The 16,939-nt window shown below is 66.8% G+C and carries 15 protein-coding genes, 2 tRNA genes and 1 pseudogene; 15 read left to right on the top strand and 3 right to left on the bottom strand.

Going from position 1 to position 16,939, the window contains the following annotated elements; genetic code table 11:
• The first annotated feature begins 3 nt into the window (after positions 1 to 3).
• From FS845_RS20040 to dnaG, 3 genes are all read left to right on the top strand, one after another.
• Positions 4 to 540 (top strand): phosphoribosyltransferase, encoded by a 537-nt coding sequence (locus FS845_RS20040; protein WP_144638604.1) that lies wholly within the window; start codon positions 4 to 6, stop codon positions 538 to 540.
• Between the two features lie 286 nt (positions 541 to 826).
• On the top strand, positions 827 to 1,039 hold the full coding sequence (rpsU, locus tag FS845_RS20045; protein WP_066130597.1) for a 30S ribosomal protein S21: 213 nt from the start codon (positions 827 to 829) through the stop codon (positions 1,037 to 1,039).
• 43 nt (positions 1,040 to 1,082) lie between these two features.
• Positions 1,083 to 3,218 (top strand): DNA primase, encoded by a 2,136-nt coding sequence (gene dnaG / locus FS845_RS20050; RefSeq protein WP_144638606.1) that lies wholly within the window; start codon positions 1,083 to 1,085, stop codon positions 3,216 to 3,218.
• 25 nt (positions 3,219 to 3,243) lie between these two features.
• Here dnaG and FS845_RS20055 read toward each other — a convergent pair whose 3' ends face one another.
• Positions 3,244 to 3,462, bottom strand: a complete 219-nt coding sequence (locus FS845_RS20055) for a hypothetical protein (RefSeq protein WP_144638608.1) — start codon at positions 3,460 to 3,462, stop codon at positions 3,244 to 3,246.
• A gap of 802 nt (positions 3,463 to 4,264) precedes the next feature.
• Between FS845_RS20055 and rpoD the strand changes: the two genes are divergently transcribed.
• The 5 genes and pseudogenes from rpoD to FS845_RS20080 all read left to right on the top strand — a co-directional run.
• On the top strand, positions 4,265 to 6,526 hold the full coding sequence (rpoD, locus tag FS845_RS20060; RefSeq protein ID WP_144638610.1) for an RNA polymerase sigma factor RpoD: 2,262 nt from the start codon (positions 4,265 to 4,267) through the stop codon (positions 6,524 to 6,526).
• 42 nt (positions 6,527 to 6,568) lie between these two features.
• Positions 6,569 to 6,647: transfer RNA gene (locus tag FS845_RS20065), tRNA-Ile, on the top strand.
• Positions 6,648 to 6,772: 125 nt separating this feature from the next.
• Positions 6,773 to 7,729, top strand: a complete 957-nt coding sequence (locus FS845_RS20070; protein ID WP_144638612.1) for a tripartite tricarboxylate transporter substrate binding protein — start codon at positions 6,773 to 6,775, stop codon at positions 7,727 to 7,729.
• Between the two features lie 327 nt (positions 7,730 to 8,056).
• Entirely contained in the window at positions 8,057 to 9,619 is a 1,563-nt protein-coding gene (locus FS845_RS20075) for a PAS domain-containing sensor histidine kinase (RefSeq protein ID WP_144638614.1), read from the top strand.
• Between the two features lie 161 nt (positions 9,620 to 9,780).
• Positions 9,781 to 10,515 (top strand): annotated as a pseudogene (locus tag FS845_RS20080) (YoaK family protein); the annotation flags it as partial.
• 85 nt (positions 10,516 to 10,600) lie between these two features.
• On the opposite strand, the gene FS845_RS20085 reads toward FS845_RS20080, so the two are convergent.
• Positions 10,601 to 10,921 (bottom strand): hypothetical protein, encoded by a 321-nt coding sequence (locus FS845_RS20085; RefSeq protein WP_144638618.1) that lies wholly within the window; start codon positions 10,919 to 10,921, stop codon positions 10,601 to 10,603.
• Between the two features lie 107 nt (positions 10,922 to 11,028).
• Between FS845_RS20085 and FS845_RS20090 the strand changes: the two genes are divergently transcribed.
• Positions 11,029 to 11,274, top strand: coding sequence for a hypothetical protein (locus tag FS845_RS20090; protein WP_144638620.1), 246 nt, complete (start codon positions 11,029 to 11,031; stop codon positions 11,272 to 11,274).
• 118 nt (positions 11,275 to 11,392) lie between these two features.
• Here the strand turns inward: FS845_RS20090 and FS845_RS20095 are convergent, their stop codons facing one another.
• Positions 11,393 to 12,850 (bottom strand): PLP-dependent aminotransferase family protein, encoded by a 1,458-nt coding sequence (locus tag FS845_RS20095; RefSeq protein ID WP_144638622.1) that lies wholly within the window; start codon positions 12,848 to 12,850, stop codon positions 11,393 to 11,395.
• A 528-nt stretch (positions 12,851 to 13,378) separates the two neighbouring features.
• Between FS845_RS20095 and FS845_RS20100 the strand changes: the two genes are divergently transcribed.
• From FS845_RS20100 to FS845_RS20125, 6 genes are all read left to right on the top strand, one after another.
• Positions 13,379 to 13,455: transfer RNA gene (locus tag FS845_RS20100), tRNA-Met, on the top strand.
• A 204-nt stretch (positions 13,456 to 13,659) separates the two neighbouring features.
• A complete protein-coding gene (locus FS845_RS20105; RefSeq protein WP_144638624.1) occupies positions 13,660 to 13,989 on the top strand; it encodes a hypothetical protein in 330 nt (109 codons plus the stop codon).
• A gap of 106 nt (positions 13,990 to 14,095) precedes the next feature.
• Positions 14,096 to 14,233, top strand: a complete 138-nt coding sequence (locus FS845_RS20110) for an entericidin A/B family lipoprotein (RefSeq protein WP_144638626.1) — start codon at positions 14,096 to 14,098, stop codon at positions 14,231 to 14,233.
• A 111-nt stretch (positions 14,234 to 14,344) separates the two neighbouring features.
• The gene (locus tag FS845_RS20115; protein WP_144638627.1) at positions 14,345 to 14,770 is read left to right on the top strand and encodes a BPTD_2524 family lipoprotein; all 426 of its coding nucleotides are present in this window, start codon (positions 14,345 to 14,347) and stop codon (positions 14,768 to 14,770) included.
• A 5-nt stretch (positions 14,771 to 14,775) separates the two neighbouring features.
• Positions 14,776 to 15,228 carry a hypothetical protein gene (locus FS845_RS20120; RefSeq protein WP_260986366.1) on the top strand — a complete coding sequence of 151 codons (453 nt, stop codon included), beginning with the start codon at positions 14,776 to 14,778 and terminating at the stop codon, positions 15,226 to 15,228.
• Between the two features lie 229 nt (positions 15,229 to 15,457).
• Positions 15,458 to 16,756 (top strand): aspartate carbamoyltransferase, encoded by a 1,299-nt coding sequence (locus FS845_RS20125; protein ID WP_144638629.1) that lies wholly within the window; start codon positions 15,458 to 15,460, stop codon positions 16,754 to 16,756.
• Positions 16,757 to 16,939: the final 183 nt, after the last annotated feature.

The raw sequence follows: 16,939 nt of genomic DNA on the forward strand, positions 1-16,939 counted from the left end.
GTCATGCAGCCAGCCAGCACCGACCGCGACCTGTGGGTGTCGTGGGACCAATACCACCGGCTGACCGAGCGCCTGGCATTGCAGGTGTACGAATCCGGCTGGCAGTTCGACCTGATCCTGTGCCTGGCGCGCGGCGGCGTACGGGTGGGCGACGTGATGTCGCGCATCTTCGACGTGCCGCTGGGCATCCTGGCCACCAGCAGCTATCGCGAGGCGGCCGGCACCAAGCAGGGCGACCTGGACATCGCCCAGTTCATCACCATCACCCGCGGCTCTCCGCAGGGCAAGGTGCTGCTGGTCGATGACATGGTCGATACGGGACTGACGTTCAACCGGGTGTGCGAGCACCTGAAGACGCAGTTCCCGGCCATCACCGAACTGCGCAGCGCCGTGCTGTGGTGGAAGGGCCATTCCAAGGCCACGCCCGACTATTTCGTCGACAAGCTGCCCACCAATCCGTGGATCCACCAGCCGTTCGAAGACTACGACAGCCTGCGGCCGCACCAGCTCGAAGCCTGGATCCGCAAGGGCTCGGCGTAGCATAAGCGCCTCGGCGCGGACGGATTGATCGCGAAATACTGGCAATCCGACCGCGTTCCGTGTTAAATTCTCGGGTTACCACCGATCCGATATCGGTAATTTTGCCGCGGATCGGGATTTTCGCCTTTTTTTTGTGGCTGCGGCGGTGCGGCAATTGCCGCCGACGTCCCCAGCCCAGGCAACATGATTGGGTCATCACACAGTGCACCTTCGGGTGTGCGCGATGGGCCAGCCATTTCGCCGGGGCATGAACTTTTACCCTTTAAACAGCAGGCCAACCACCTCTATGCCTATCGTTCGACTGAAGGAAAACGAACCGTTCGAAGCCGCTCTGCGTCGCTTCAAGCGCACCATCGAAAAGACCGGACTGCTCACCGAGCTGCGCGCGCGCGAGTTCTACGAGAAGCCCACGGCCGAGCGCAAGCGCAAGCATGCCGCCGCCGTCAAGCGCCACTACAAGCGGATTCGTAGCCAGCAACTGCCCCCGCGCCTGTACTGATCCTCCTCGCAGGATCGCAGGCTCGTCCTGATTCCAGAATGGTTTGATCCCAGACTCGTTCATTCAGGATCTGCTCGCCCGGGTCGATGTCGCAGACATCGTCGGGCGCTACGTGCAGTTGCGCAAGGGTGGGGCCAACCTGCTTGGCCTGTGCCCCTTCCACAACGAAAAAAGTCCTTCTTTCACCGTCAGCCCGACGAAGCAGTTCTATCACTGCTTCGGCTGCGGTGCCCATGGCAGCGCCATCACGTTCCTGATGGAACATACGGGCGCCAGCTTCCCCGAAGCCGTGCGCTCGCTCGCCGGCTCGGTGGGCATGACGGTTCCCGAAGAGCCTCGCAGTCCTCGCCAGCAGGCCGAATCGGCTCGCCGCAAGGCGGAAGAGTCACGCCATACGCAGGTGCTGGATGCCGCGCAGGCGCACTACCTGCGCCTGCTGCGCGCTTCTCCGCAAGCCATCGCCTATCTCAAGGAGCGCGGCCTCACGGGCCAGATCGCCGCCCATTTCGGGCTGGGCTGGTCGGGCACCGACCGCCACGGGCTGTCCAAGGTCTTCGACAACTACGATGATCCCACGCTGGTCGAGGCGGGGCTGGTCATCGAGTCCGAGGACGGCCGCCGCTACGACCGCTTCCGCGAGCGGGTCATGTTCCCGATCCGCAATGCGCGCGGCACCCTGGTGGGGTTCGGCGGCCGCGTCATCGGCAAGGGGGAGCCCAAGTACCTGAATTCTCCCGAGACGCCGGTCTTCTCCAAGGGACAGGAACTCTACGGCATGTGGGAGGCGCGCCAGGCCATCCGCCAGGAAGGCGTGGTGATCGTGGTCGAGGGCTACATGGACGTGGTCGGACTGGCGCAACTGGGCATCGCCAATGCCGTGGCCACGCTGGGCACAGCCACCACGCCCGACCACGTGAAGAAGCTGCTGCGCGCCAGCGACAAGGTCGTCTTCAGCTTCGACGGCGACAAGGCCGGGCGGCGGGCCGCCTGGCGGGCGCTGCAGGCGTGCCTGCCGGTACTGCGCGACGACATCAGCATCCGTTTCCTCTTCCTGCCCGACGATCACGATCCGGACTCTTACGTGCGGGAATTCGGCGGCGAGGGGTTCCGCGCCAGCCTGGGCGAAGCGTCGGCGCTATCGCGCTTCCTGCTGGACGAACTGGCGTCGCGCCACAACATGGAAGAGGCCGAAGGGCGGGCCAGCTGCCTGCACGAGGCCGGTCCCTTGCTGGCGAGCATCCCGGAATGCGCGCTGCGCCTGCAGATCGAGCGCGAGCTGGCGCGCCAGGTCATGCTCACGCCCGAAGAAATGGCGCAGGTGCTGGCTCGGCAGCAGGCCACGCGCGGGCCGCTGCCTGGCAGCGCCGCGGGCGCAGGTGCCGCGAAGGCGCCCGCGCCGCCCACGTCTTCTCCCGCACGGCGTTCCGGGGGCGAGCCGGCGGCGGCGGCATCCGATTCCGACGGCCCGCCGGCCTGGGACCACGACGGCCACTTCGAGCCCGACGGCTATGTGCCGGACTATGGCGATGCCGAGCCCTACGCGGACGTCGAGCCTTATGGCGGCGATGCGGGCCAGGGCGGCCGGCAGGGTGGTCAGGCAGGCGGCCAGGGCGCCCCTGGCGCCTGGCGAGGGGGCGGCGGCAAGCGGGACTGGAAGAAGGGCGACTGGAAGGGCAAGGGCGACTGGAAGGGCAAGGGCAAGGGCGACTGGAAGGGGCGCCGTGACCAGGAGCAGGGCTACGAAGGGCCCCGCACCATGCCGTCCCTGCCGCGCCGTCTGCTGTGCCTGCTGCTGGCCCATCCGGAACTGGTGGACAGCATGGGCGACCAGCAGCTTGAAGTCATCGACCATGCCCCCCATCTAGGCCTGGTGCGGGACCTGATCGTGCTGGCGCAGACCAGTGGCGCCCGGCACCTGGGCGCCTTGCTGGAGGCCGCGGAGGACGACTCCGACCTGTACGTGGCGCTGAAGGGGCTGCGCGCCGAACTGCTGGCGCAGGAAGACCTGCCCGACCCGCAGGCCGAATGGAACGACGCGCTGCAGCGCATCGAATATGCGGCGATCAAGGCCGAGATCGACGCCCTGGCTCGGCAGGGGCTGGGTTCGGACGAGGCGCGGTTGCGCTACCAGGAACTGTCGGCGCGTTTGCTTGTCTTAAAAAATGCGGGATCGTCCTAATTGCGGTAATATTTAGGGTTTTCGTTCATGGCCATTTGTAAAACGGGCCGATGGGCGCGGCGCCCGCTGAAAAAGCGGGGCGGAAAGTTGGGCGGTATGGCAGTTGCAGGAGCGGGCTGAAAAGCGGCGGGCTGAAAAGCGGCGGGCTGAAAAGCGGCAGGCTGAAAAAAGCCAGATATGCCAGATGCGCAACGGCGGCGGCAGGGCAGCGCTCGGTTGTGTCTTGAGGTTGTGCCATCACCATGCAAGCATCGGCCGGTCCGATGGGCAATACGCCAGGTGGTACAACCCAAGGGCACGAACAGGGCTGCCAGCAGTCCGGGTTGGCAGGTCGGTCACGCACGCGTCGCTTGGCGGTGTGCGGAACGGGCGGCCCTCCGGCGAGCCCCATGCGCCCGGTTTGTCGGCCTGCACGCGCAAGAACCCGAACGAAAGCCGTGGCAAGGCAGGCAGGGCGCCCGGCCTGGCAGCAATGCCGGGTGGGCTCGCAGGATTTTTTAGGCGCAAGCATGCATGCCAGCTTGCGCCGCATCGCCAAGCTACCGGTCATGACCGGGAAGTTCGGATTTTGTTGCCGGTGGTTGCTTTCGGTTGCCCGATGCCGAAGATGGCTCGCGGAGTATTCCGCTTGAGCACGCATCCGGTACGTATTACCAGGTTTGACAGTATTTGCAGTATAGCCAGACGGCAGGTCAGGCGGTTCGATCCGCTCCGGCTGCCGGCGGCGAGGCAGGAAGTTGTATTGCGTCGAACAGCGATCCGCGGAAATCCCGGCAAGCTGGCCAGCCTGTAACAGGCACGACAACTTCCCCCGCTGCCCGGTCGGACGCATCGAACGGAAACGCGATGCCTCATGTCCTTGTGCCCCCGAGCGGGCCAGAAAGGACAGGGCTGGGCTCCTCGGAGCCGTTCCGCGCCCAACGCGGACGCGCGATTCCAGCGGACGCTGCCGGTTTTACCCGTGTTCGGACATTTCGCAATCGCGCGAGCCGTGCACGGTGACTCAGCCTCCCAACATATGGGTTGCGATGACGACGGAAGCGATTATGACCAGATCCACAGGCAAATCCACCTCTGAAATCGATACGGACCAGGTCCAGACCAAGGTAGCCGGCAGCGCCCGCACCGCCAGCAAGGCGGCGGAGAAGGCGCCCGCCAAGGCTGCCGTGAAGGTCGCGAAGACGGCGACCAAGACGGCCGCCAAGAAGGTGGCTGCCGCCGACAAGCCGGCGACGACTCGCGCCAAGAAGGCCGCTGAAGACAAGCTGGCCGACCTGGTCGCGGCCGCACGTCCGGCGGCTGGCGGCACCGGCCGCCGTCCTGGCCGTCCCGCCAAGAACGCGAACAACGATTCCGACGGTTTCGAAGACACGATGGACGGCGACGGCGAGGTCCTGCCGGACCTCAAGCCGCCCAAGCGCGGCGGCAAGCGCGGCAAGGGCGATCCGAAGGACCTGATCGCCCGCGGCCCCGTGTCGCCCGAAGAATACGAAGCCCGGCGCAACCGCCTCAAGCAGCTGATCAAGCTGGGCAAGGACCGCGGCTATCTCACCTACGGCGAGATCAACGACCACCTGCCCGATGACCTGGTCGACGCCGAGGCCATCGACGGCATCATCAGCACGTTCAGCGACATGGGGATCGCGGTCTACGACCAGGCCCCCGACGCCGAGACGCTGCTGATGAGCGAGAACGCGCCCGTGGCCTCGAACGACGACGACGTCGAGGACGAGGCCGAGGCCGCGCTGACCACCGTCGACTCCGATTTCGGCCGCACCACCGATCCCGTGCGCATGTACATGCGCGAAATGGGCTCGGTCGAGCTGCTGACCCGCGAAGGCGAAATCGAGATCGCCAAGCGCATCGAGGACGGCCTGAAGCACATGGTCATGGCCATCTCGGCCTGCCCGACCACGATCAACGAGATCCTGACCCACGTCACCCGCGTGCGCGAGAGCCAGGCGCAGATCGATGAAGTGGTCGATGGCCTGGTCGATCCGGAAGACGGCGAGGAATACGCCGGCGCCGGCGTGTCGGCCGAGGAAGACGAGAACGACGAAGGCCCGGCCGGCGGCATGTCCAGCAAGCAGTTGGAAGACCTGCGCGTGAAGGCCCTGTCGAAGTTCGACGAGGTCGGCCGCCAGTTCGACCGCATGCGCCAGTCGTACGAGAAGGACGGCTACAAGTCCGAGACCTACGTCAGCGCCCAGGAAACCATCCAGAACGAGCTGATGGGCATTCGCTTCACGGCCAAGATGGTCGAGAAGCTGGCCGACACCCTGCGTGCCCAGGTCGAGGAAGTGCGCCAGTTGGAACGCGCGGTGCTGCATACCTGCGTGGACCGTGCCGGCATGTCGCGCTCGCACTTCCTGAAGGTGTTCCCCGGCAACGAGACCAACATGCAGTGGATCCTGGACGAGGTCGCCGCGGGCCATCCGTACGCCGAGACCCTCGAGCGCCAGATCCCCGCCGTGCAGGAACTGCAGCAGAAGCTGATTGACCTGCAGACCCGCGTGGTGCTGCCGCTGAAGGACCTGAAGGACGTCAACAAGCGCATGGCCACCGGCGAGGCCAAGGCCCGCAAGGCCAAGCGCGAAATGACCGAGGCCAACCTGCGCCTGGTGATCTCGATCGCCAAGAAGTACACGAACCGCGGCCTGCAGTTCCTGGACCTGATCCAGGAAGGCAACATCGGCCTGATGAAGGCCGTGGACAAGTTCGAGTACCGTCGCGGCTACAAGTTCTCCACGTACGCCACGTGGTGGATCCGCCAGGCCATCACGCGCTCGATCGCCGACCAGGCCCGCACGATCCGTATTCCGGTCCACATGATCGAAACGATCAACAAGATGAACCGGATCAGCCGCCAGATCCTGCAGGAAACGGGCGCCGAGCCCGATCCCGCGACCCTGGCGCAGAAGATGGACATGCCCGAGGACAAGATCCGCAAGATCTTGAAGATCGCGAAGGAGCCGATCTCGATGGAAACCCCCATCGGCGACGACGACGATTCGCACCTGGGCGATTTCATCGAGGACACGTCCACGCTGGCGCCGTCCGACGCGGCCCTGCATGGTTCGATGCGCGACGTGGTCAAGGAAGTGCTAGACTCCCTGACCCCTCGGGAAGCGAAGGTCCTGCGCATGCGTTTCGGCATTGAAATGAGCACCGACCAGACGCTGGAAGAAGTCGGCAAGCAGTTCGACGTCACGCGCGAGCGTATCCGTCAAATAGAGGCCAAGGCACTGCGCAAGCTGCGCCATCCCAGCCGCGCCGACAAGCTCAAGAGCTTCCTGGAAGGGCAGTGATGCCGGCCCGGCCGCGTTGACGCGCGGCCGGCCTCCCTTTTCGGGCCTCTAGCTCATGCCTGGTTAGAGCAGCGGACTCATAATCCGTTGGTGCCGAGTTCGACTCTCGGGGGGCCTACCAAAGACATCCCGCGCAATCGGGAACGAAGACAGCCGCCAGCAATGGCGGCTGTCTTGCTTTTTGCGCGCCCGGACCCGCGCCGGCCAATCTTCTACAATGCCCGGTTGTTTTGGAGAGAGACCGCCATGTTCAAGCACCTCATCGCCGGCGCCGCGCTGGCCGCGGCCAGTTTCGCCGCGCACGCCGAGTATCCCGACCACGCCATCCGCCTGATCGTGCCGTTTCCGCCCGGACAGGCCACGGACATCTTCGCGCGGGCCCTGGCCGAGAAGCTGGGAAGTGACCTGAAGCAGGCGGTCTTCATCGACAACCGCGCCGGCGCGGGCAGCAACATCGGCATGACGCAGGCCGCACGCGCGCCCGCCGACGGCTACACGCTGGTGGTCGCGGGCAGCGCCGCGGCGGTCAACCAGACGCTGTACAAGAAACTGGAATACAGCCTGTCCGATGATTTCGCGCCGGTCTCGGGCATGTTCTCGGTGCCGCTGATGTTCCTGGCCAATCCCAAGGCGGGCATCAAGACGATGGGCGAACTGGTCAACACGGCCCGAGCGCAGCCTGGCGAACTGGCCTACGCCAGCGCGGGCATCGGCGGCACGCAGCACCTGTCGGCCGAGATGTTCAAGGCCGCCGCCAAGCTGGACATCCGCCACATTCCCTACAAGGGCAGCGGCCCGGCGCAGGCGGATTTTCTGGGCAACCAGGTGCCGCTGATGGTCGACTCCGTCACCGCCGGCATGCCGCACGTGCAAAGCGGCAAGGCGATCGCGCTTGCCGTGACGACGGCCGAACGCCTGCCGCAGATGCCGGAGGTGCCGACCGTGGCGGAATCGGGCTACCCGGGGTTCGAGGCCATCGGCTGGGCTGCGGTGCTCGCGCCGCAAGGCACCCCCGAACCCATCGTCACACTGCTGAACGAGCGCATCGGCGCGATCCTGGGCACGCCCGAGATGCAGGCCTACCTGCGCGAGCGCGGCGCCGAGCCGATGGTCATGACGCCCGCGGCTACGGGTGCGTTCATTCAAAAGGAAGTGGAGAAATGGGGCGCCGCGGTGAAGGCATCGGGCGCCGAGGTCGACTGAGGGCTTCCTGGACGGGGCGCTCGTGAGACGCGGGCCGGCCCGCCGAGCGCGTCGTTCGTGCCTGGCAGTGCCTTGAACCGTGCCTGTTTGTTCAGTAATCTGGTTTCGGGCACGTAATATGCTGATGTATTCAGTCGTTTTGTTACGATTCGTCGCGTCCTTACGCCACATATGTGACACCGTTGGCCACAGGCCGCGTCCGCCTTTGGCGGGTGGTGCATAATCCACTGGATATTGTGTTCGTGCCTGGCGGCAAGGTGTGCGTGCGACATGCACAAGCCGCGGCTGTAGGCCGGCCGCCCCGATTACCTGGAGACCTTCCCCGCCATGACTTTCCCTGAGCGCCGTCCTGTCATCTCGGAGTTGCTCACCGGAGAGCGTCGCTTCCAGTTGCTGGTGGAGGCCGTCAAGGACTACGCCATCTACCTGCTGGACGCGGATGGCTACGTCAGCAGCTGGAATTCCGGGGCCGAGCGCTTCAAGGGCTACACGGCCAACGAGATCATCGGCCGCCATTTTTCCGTTTTCTACACCCCCGAGGACCGCGCGGCCGGCGTGCCGTGGCGCGCGCTCGAGGTCGCCGCGCGGGAAGGCCGCTTCGAATCCGAAGGCTGGCGCCTGCGCAAGGACGGTTCGCGCTTCTGGACCCACGTGGTCATCGATCCCATCCGCGACGAGGCCGGCCAGTTGATCGGCTATGCCAAGGTCACGCGCGACGTGACGGAGAAGCGGCAGGCGGAAGAGGAAGTGCAGCGCGCCCGCGACGAGCTGCATCATGCCCAGAAGATCGAAGCCATCGGCCGCCTCACGGGCGGGGTCGCGCACGACTTCAACAACCTGTTGACGGTGATCCGTTCCTCGGCCGAGCTGCTGCGCCGGCCGACGATCACCGATGACAAGCGCACGCGCTATCTGAACGCCATCGTCGAGACGGCCGAGCGCGCCGCCCGGCTGACGCGGCAACTGCTGGCCTTCGCGCGCCGCCAGCCGCTGGAGCCCGAATACTTCGACGTGCGGGAACGCATCGAAGGCATGCGCCAATTGATCAACACCACGGTGGGCGCGACGGTCAAGGTGTCGCGCACCGTGGCGCATCGGCCGTGTGTCGTGCACGCCGATCCGGGCCAGTTCGAGGCCGCGCTGCTGAACATCATCGTCAATGCCAAGGACGCCATGCCCAATGGCGGAGAACTGCACTTGACGGTGGACCAGGTCGAAGGCGTGCCGCCGTCGCGTCCGCATCGCGGGCTCGACGGCCATTTCGTGGCGGTCACGGTGCACGACACGGGCGCGGGCATCGCGCCTGAACTGCTCGAGCGCATCTTCGAGCCGTTCTTCACGACCAAGACCGTGGACAAGGGCACGGGGCTGGGCCTGAGCCAGGTGTACGGCTTTGCCAAGCAGTCGGGCGGCGACATCATCGCCAACAGCCAGCCGGGCGAGGGCACGACCTTCACGCTGTACCTGCCCAGGACCGATCGCGACGTCGTCGAGAGGGCGCCCGCGCCCGCCCGGCCACTGGACGCCACGGGCCAGGAGCTGGCGCGCCGCAGGATCCTGGTGGTCGAGGACAACGACACCGTCGGCTCGTTCGTCACCAATCTGCTGACCGAGATGGGCCAGGATCCCGCCTGGGTGGTGGACGCCGCGGCGGCGCTGCGCGCGTTGGAAGACAGCCAGGGCGGCTTCGACATGGTGTTCACCGATGTCGTCATGCCCGGCATGAACGGCGTGGAGCTGGCGCAGCGCGTGCGCGCGCGGTGGCCGGCGATCCGCGTCGTGCTCACCAGCGGCTACAGCCACGTGCTGGCCGAGCAGGGTTCGCATGGTTTCGAGCTGGTGCAGAAGCCATATTCGGTGGACGCGCTGATCGCCACGCTGTCGAAGTAGGGCGCCGCGCTGGCCGCCGCGCCGCGCGCCGCACGACCGCCGCGTTGGCAGCCACGCCGGCCTGCGCACGACCGTACTGCGCCAGCGCTGTCGGACTACCCCGACACTGGCCGTCGGACCTCCGGGCGTAGAATGAGCCGTCCGGTTCGCCGCGTGCCACCATGCCCATTCCCTATCTGCGCCGCTTGACCGGCAGCGTCCGCACCCCGGCCGCCAACCGGCAACTGGCCTGCTACCTCACCTTCGTCGCGGGCGCAGCCAACGCGGGCGGCTTCCTGGCGGTCCAGCAGTACACGTCGCACATGTCCGGCATCGTCTCGGCCATGGCGGACCACGTGGTGCTCGGCTGGACCGCGTTGTTTCTGCAGGGGCTGGGGGCGCTGCTGTCTTTCATGGCCGGATCGGCCAGTTCGGCCATCATCATCAACCTCGCGCGCCGCGCGCACCTGCGCAGCGAATATGCCCTGCCGTTGATGGTCGAGGCGGCCCTGCTGATCTGCTTCGGGCTGCTGGGCGGCCACCTGGGGCAGCTGCGTTGGCTGTTCGTGCCCGCCACTGTGATGCTGCTGTGCTTCATCATGGGCTTGCAGAACGCCATGGTGACCAAGGTGTCGCGCGCGGAGATCCGTACCACCCACGTCACCGGCATGGTCACCGACGTGGGCATAGAGCTGGGCAAGCTGCTCTACTGGAATGCCGCCGCATCGGACGAGCGCACGCCGGCCGTTCGCGCCAACCGCGAGAAGCTCGGCACGCTGAGCCTCTTGATCGTGCTGTTCTTCGGGGGTGGCGTGGCGGGGGCGCTGGGATTCGCGCACATCGGTTTCGCGGCCACCCTGCCGCTGGCCGCGCTGTTGCTGCTGCTGGCGGCCGTGCCCGTGGCGGAAGACGTGCGGGACTGGGTGCGCGGCTAGCGTCCGCCAGTGCGCACCATGCCGCATGCACGCCCGCGGTCCGGAGCTGGCCTGCCCCGCGGCCACGTCACAGGGTGCTGGCGGGCGCCGCCGAGGGCTCCTGTTGCGCCTCGCAGCTGAAGGTGACGATGGCTTTCTTGGGCATCAGGCCCGTGGCATGGTTGGACGTGACTTCCGGCCGCACCATGCGCTGGCCCTTCTGCTGGCAATAGGCCTGCGCGCGGTCGCGCGTGGCGTTCTTCAGTTCCACCCAGGTCATGGCGCGCATGCCGGCGTTGTAGGAAACGCGGTACTGCTCTTTGCCGACCGGCGTGACTTCGCTGATGCTGGAGCAGGCGGCGAGCAACGACAGGCAGAGCAGCAGGGGCAGGTGGCGCAAGGGCTTCACGGCAGACGTCCGATGGAGGAAGCCCACAGTTTACCGTGACCGGCGGCGCGCCAGCCGGGGCCGCGGCTGCGTGCTAGCATCCGGGCCGATATCCAAGCGAGGTCATCATGGAACTGCAGGAACAGATTGCCGTCATCGTCCACACCATCTCCCACCAGGGCGGCCGCATCGAAGCGTTGAACGCCACGCTGGGCGCGCTGCTGCACCTGGCCAAGACCTCGCCCAACCTGCGCGAGGCCATCGAGGCGCAATTGGAACAGCAATACGCCAGCCTGCTGGCTCGCTCCGAGAACCCGCAATACGTGGCGGGCTACGAAAGCGTGCGCGACACGGTGCTGGGCGCGCTGAAGTAGGCCCTCCTGCCCGGACTTGCCCACAGCTTCTGTGGACAAGTCTTGGGATAGTGTTCTGACAGGACGGAAAAGCGCTTTGCGCTCAAGGGCTTGGCAAGCGTGCTCAGTCTGCGCGCGATCAGGCCGCAACGCGCGCGGCTCGAGGCATTTCGGCCTCGACCGCGTCGGCCAGCAGGCGCAGGGCGCGTATCGTGGCCGGCGTGCACGCCTCGCCGAAACTGACGCGCAGGAAATGGTCGTAGCGGTCCGAGTTCGAGAAGATGGCGCCGGGCGCCACGCGCACGCCATCGCGCAGCGCGCGCTCGAACACGGCGGCGCCCGACGTGCCGGCCGGCAGCTCGACCCATAGCAGCATGCCGCCCGTCGGCGTATTCAGGCGCGTGCCGGGCGGAAAATAGCGGGCGATGGCATCGGCCATCTCCTCGCGTTGCGCTCGCAGGCGGCTCCGCAGCCGTGCCAGATGCCGGTCGAAGGACTTCGAACTCATCACGTCGGCGGCCGCCACCTGGCCCAGCGGTTCGTTGGGACGGGTCTGCGCATATTTCAGCATGTCGATGCGGTGGCGCCAGCGGCCCCCCAGCATCCAGCCAAGGCGCATGCCAGGAGCCAGCGTCTTGTGCATCGACGCGCAGTAGATGACGTTGCCGGTGCCGTCCCAGGCCTTGAGCGCGGTGGGCGCGCCGTTGTCGCCAAGGGCGCCGTAGGTGTCGTCCTCGACCAGCGGCACGCCGCGCTGCTCGCACAGGGCCACCAGGCGCGCCTTGTCGGCATCGGGCATCACGCAACCCAGCGGGTTGTGATGATTGGGGATCGTGACCACCGCGCGGATTTCTGGATAGGCTTGCAGCGCCAGCTCCAGCGCATCCACCGACAGGCCATGCTGGGGCCGAGTGGGAATTTCCAGCGCGCGCATGCCCAGGCTTTCCAGCACTTGCAGCAGGCCGAAGTAGGTGGGCGATTCCACCGCGATGACATCGCCGGGCTGGGCCACGGCGCGCAACGCCAGGTTGATGGCCTCGATGCAGCCATGCGTGACGATGACCTCATCGGCATGGGTCTGCACGCCGAATTCAAGCGCGCGCCGGGCCAGCACGGTGCGCAGCGCCGGATGGCCCTGGGGCGGCACGCGGCTGCACAGCATCTCGGGACTGCGGCGCAACGCGCGCATCATGGCCTGTTTCAGGGGCTCGACCGGCAGGAATTCCGCCGGGGGAGCCGCCAGGGCGAAATTGGCTCCGCACCCTTGCGACTCGCACTTGGCGATGAAGGCTGACACGCGGTCGTGGATGCCGACGTATTGCGCGGGATCCGGCGTGCGCAATACCTCGGGTTCGGCGATGGGAGCCAGCACCGGCCGGCGCGGCCGCAGCACGAAATAGCCGGAACGCGGGCGCGCCTCGACCAGGCCTTCTTCCTCCAGGCGCCGGCAGGCCTGCACCGCCGTGGACAGGCTGACGTGGTGCGATTGCATCAGGCTGCGCACCGACGGCAGGCGGTCGCCCGGCGCAAGCACGCCGGTGTCGATGGCGCGGCGGTAATGGGCGGCGACGCGCAGATAGAGAAGCTCGGTTTCCATGCGTTCAGCATGCCTGCACGGCAGGCGCCGCGACAGGCACAGATAGGTGGAAAAGCCACCATAACAGAGCTCGCGTTCGGCGGCTGTTGCGCTACAGAAACAGCGGGCGTGTGCCTGTTGCGCACGGCGGCCGATCCGTACGCTGTCTCCATCTTCACACGCTTCCGGAGCGCCCTCATGTCCCCGTACACCGAACCCCCTCCCGACGATTGCCGGCTCCTGCTGGAACCCGGCCAGGAGGCCCGCCTGAACGCCTCGGCGGGAACCATCATCGCCTGCGCCGACGGCGCGATCCTGCTGCGCGAGAGCGTCATGGCGGGCGGGGACGACTGGAATGTCCTGCGGCCGCGGTCGCGCGTGCCGTTGGCCAGCGGCCAGGTGCATCGGGTGGAACAGGCGGGCGTGGTATTCCTGCATAGCGTGGGCGGCGCGCGGCTGTATTGCGTGGCGCCGCCGTCGCCGGTGCGGGATTTCCTGCGGGCTCGCTTGCATGCCATCGCGAAATACGTTAATATCTTTTTCTTCAGACGCGGGGTGGAGCAGTCTGGCAGCTCGTCGGGCTCATAACCCGAAGGTCGTAGGTTCAAATCCTGCCCCCGCAACCAAGTTTCATCGAGAAGGCCCTGGTTTCTTAATTGAAATCGGGGCTTTTTTGTTTTCCGGACCCCTTGTGCCGGACTGATCGAAAGCGTCTGGCGTTTGGCGTTTTCCCTGCCCCCCGCAAGCATCCACCCTGACCCGCCCTGCGCTACGATGGGCCGGTCCGCGCCGCACGGGCGGCGAGCTCGGACCAACCGGAGGAGGGCTGAATGGGTACCGCCAAATACAACCATCCCGGCTACATTGCCGACCTGGGCGACCAAGGCTGCTATCAGATCGGCGTGTGGCGTCCGCACGGATTTCCCGCGCACATCCACATCGGCAGGCAGGGCGCGCCCGAGGCGGCCATGCTGCGCCTGCGCATTTCGGACAGCGTCTTCCAGTCGCTGCCCGACGACATGGAAACGCTGTGCCGGCGCGCGCTGGGACAGGTGGTCGACGAGGGCTTGCTGAATGCCTCGCAGGCGGCCTTCCAGGAGACGCGTTTCCATCCCGATGCCGAGCCCTGGCAGGGGCCCTTGTCGCAGGCGCAGGCCTGATGCGCATGGGCGCCGGCGACGCGTATGATAGGGACGCGGTTACACGCGTGTGGCGCGCCCCGCGCCCGGCGGCCTGTTAGCACCCACTTTTCAGCAAGGAGTTGCCATGAAGAATAAAGCACTGATGGTTGCGCTGCTCGTGATGACGGCGTTCACGGCGGGTTGCAACACCATGGCCGGCGCGGGCAAGGACATCGAGAAGGGCGGCCAGGCCATCCAGAATTCGGCCGAGCGCAACAAGTAGTCGTCGGCGCGCGACAGCGCCGTCTTTTCGGGGCCGCGGGCTTCAGGCCGCGGCCCTTGTCTTTGGTGTGTGATGCATAATTCGGCAATTGTGGTGCAGGCAGGGAAAGCAATGCGCAAACTTCATTGGATCGGCGTACTGGCAGCGGCCGGCGTGCTTGGCGGCTGCGCCAACACCGGACTGAGCGAGCAGCCCGGGATCTCCGAAACCTTCAGCGTCGCGGCCGACTACCAGGCCGCGTACCGGCGCGCCGGCGAATACGTGCGCGTCTGCCACGAGAACCGCCAGCACCGCTACGGCACCGTCTACCAATCCACGCGCGCGCTGGGGGTACGCGACGCGCCCAACACGGTCCAGGTGTTCAAGAGCGGCGAACCGCTGCGCATCCTGGAGATCCTCAGCGCCGCCATGGATGGCCCGTCCAATGCCAAGGTGACGGTGCGGGTGCTGGGCGAGGCGCCCTGGGACAAGGAAGAACTCGCCGCCGCGCGGCGTTCCATCGAGACCGCCACGCCCGTCTGCCGGGCCGGGCAGTAGCCGGCATGCGGGGGGCGCCTTACGCGCTGCTGGGCGCGGCGATCCGCATGGCCGGCTGGCTGAACGGCGTGGCCGCGCTGGCCCTGGCCGGATTCTCGCTGGGCATCCTCGGCGGCGACGTCGCGCCGCCCGACGACCTGCAGGTGCCGCTGGCCTGGTTCCTGATCGGCCTGCTGGCCACCGGCCTGGCCGCCGTGCTGGCGCTGCTGGCGCACCTGGGCTGGGCGCGCCGGCGTGCCGATGGACGCGTGTCCCTGCGTTGCCGTATCGCGCTGGTGCTGGCGCTGGGCGCCTACCTGCTGGCGCTGGCGGGCTTCGGCGCCGGCTGCTGGACCTCGCTGACCGAGGACGTATCGGTCGACGATGGCGGCGGGGACGCGGCGCCCGCGGGCGCGTTCTACACCCAGGTGGCGGCGCCTGCGCAGCAGGCGCCGCGGCGCATGGACGTCGGCATCTGACGCGTGCCTGGGCGTGGCACCGAAGCGGCGTACGGCCGGACGGTGGCCGGCCATACGCCGTCGTGCGCCGGTCCTTGCGTCGGGTCGTCGGCTTGCCGCGGGCGTCGCTGGCATTTTCGCGACAGCCAGCCCGGGTAGCGTCCGCGCCGCCAATTTCCGATGGACGCTCGTGGGGCTCAGGCGTAATATGCGCATTGCGTATAGTCACCCACCGCTCCGAGGCGTGCCAATGTCCATTCCCCAGCAAGCATTCCTGCGCGACGCCATGCGTCGCCTCAACCTGACCCGCGACGTGTTCGCCGCGCGCATCGGCGTCAAGCGCCGTGCGCTGGACACCTGGTTGCTGCCGGAAGGCTCGCAGGAATTCCGGGCGATGCCCGAGGTGGTCGAGCGCTTCGTCAGCGAGATCGTGCAGAACCGCGATCTGCTCGAGAAATATACGCAAAGCGCACAAGCCGGCCCGCTGCGCGAGCGCATCGCCGTCGACGGCAAGCACCAGCTGCTGTCGGTCGACCAGTTCACGCGCGAATCGGTGGAGGACCTGTTCCGCGTTGCCGACATGATGCAGCCCATCGCGCGCCGCCAGAAGGTCTCGCGCGTGCTGGAGGGCGCGGTGCTGGGCAATCTGTTCTTCGAGGCCAGCACCCGTACGCGCGTGAGCTTCGGCTCGGCCTTCTGCCGCCTGGGCGGTTCGGTCTGCGACACCACCGGCTTCACGTTCTCGTCCATGGCCAAGGGCGAATCCATCTACGACACCAGCCGCGTGATGAGCGGCTATGTCGACGCCATGGTGATCCGCCACCCCGACCAGGGCTCGGTCGCGGAATTCGCGCAGGCCACCAACATCCCGGTGGTCAACGGCGGTGACGGCCCGGGCGAGCACCCCAGCCAGGCACTGCTGGACCTGTACACCATCCTGACCGAGTTCTCGCGCCTGGGCAAGCTGCTGGACGGCGCGCACATCGCCATGGTCGGCGACCTGAAGTACGGCCGTACCGTGCACTCGCTGATCAAGCTGCTTGCCTTGTACAAGGGCGTGAAGTTCACGCTGGTGGCGCCGCCCGGACTGGAAATGCCGTCCTATATCGTCGAGAAGGCGGCCCGCAACGGCAACGTGATCGAACAGAAGGCCTCGCTGGCCGATGGCCTGCCGGGCGCTGACGTGATCTATGCGACCCGCGTCCAGAAAGAACGCTTCGCGTCCGAAGAGAAGGAAGGCGAGGGCTACACGCCCGAGTTCCAGATCTCGCGCGAGATCATCGACACCTATTGCTCGCCCGACACCATCGTCATGCATCCGCTGCCGCGCGACAGCCGCCCGGGCGCCAACGACCTCAGCGTGGACCTGAACCACGACCCGCGCCTGGCCATCTTCCGCCAGACCGACAACGGCATTCCCATCCGCATGGCCATCTTCGCGGTGCTGCTGGGCGTGGAAGACCTGGTGCAGCATTCGATGCGCGACGTCACCTGGAAGCATCCCTCGCACATCGGTCCGGATGACTCGGTGTTCCACGGCCTGGATTGACGTGCCGCGTCCGCGGTGGCGCGCCGCGGGCCAGGATGGGGTCATTGCCGGCAATTCCACGGATACCGCTGCGCCAGCGTGCCCCAAATGAAAAAGGACGCCTGCCTGAACTGACCCCTGAAAGTTGGACGAGATCCGACCTTCGGGGGTTTTTGCATGGCGAAGTACGACGAGCGTTTCAAG

This window comes from Bordetella genomosp. 13 (assembly GCF_007679965.1).
Lineage (GTDB): Bacteria > Pseudomonadota > Gammaproteobacteria > Burkholderiales > Burkholderiaceae_B > Bordetella.

Coding starts and splice junctions, on each gene's coding strand:
- FS845_RS20040 (WP_144638604.1), top strand. CDS start 4: ATGCAGCCAGCCAGCACCGACCGCGACCTGTGGGTGTCGTGGGACCAA.
- rpsU (WP_066130597.1), top strand. CDS start 827: ATGCCTATCGTTCGACTGAAGGAAAACGAACCGTTCGAAGCCGCTCTG.
- FS845_RS20055 (WP_144638608.1), bottom strand. CDS start 3,462: ATGGTGATGGCACAACCTCAAGACACAACCGAGCGCTGCCCTGCCGCC.
- rpoD (WP_144638610.1), top strand. CDS start 4,265: ATGACCAGATCCACAGGCAAATCCACCTCTGAAATCGATACGGACCAG.
- FS845_RS20070 (WP_144638612.1), top strand. CDS start 6,773: ATGTTCAAGCACCTCATCGCCGGCGCCGCGCTGGCCGCGGCCAGTTTC.
- FS845_RS20075 (WP_144638614.1), top strand. CDS start 8,057: ATGACTTTCCCTGAGCGCCGTCCTGTCATCTCGGAGTTGCTCACCGGA.
- FS845_RS20090 (WP_144638620.1), top strand. CDS start 11,029: ATGGAACTGCAGGAACAGATTGCCGTCATCGTCCACACCATCTCCCAC.
- FS845_RS20095 (WP_144638622.1), bottom strand. CDS start 12,850: ATGGAAACCGAGCTTCTCTATCTGCGCGTCGCCGCCCATTACCGCCGC.
- FS845_RS20105 (WP_144638624.1), top strand. CDS start 13,660: ATGGGTACCGCCAAATACAACCATCCCGGCTACATTGCCGACCTGGGC.
- FS845_RS20110 (WP_144638626.1), top strand. CDS start 14,096: ATGAAGAATAAAGCACTGATGGTTGCGCTGCTCGTGATGACGGCGTTC.
- FS845_RS20115 (WP_144638627.1), top strand. CDS start 14,345: ATGCGCAAACTTCATTGGATCGGCGTACTGGCAGCGGCCGGCGTGCTT.
- FS845_RS20120 (WP_260986366.1), top strand. CDS start 14,776: ATGCGGGGGGCGCCTTACGCGCTGCTGGGCGCGGCGATCCGCATGGCC.
- FS845_RS20125 (WP_144638629.1), top strand. CDS start 15,458: ATGTCCATTCCCCAGCAAGCATTCCTGCGCGACGCCATGCGTCGCCTC.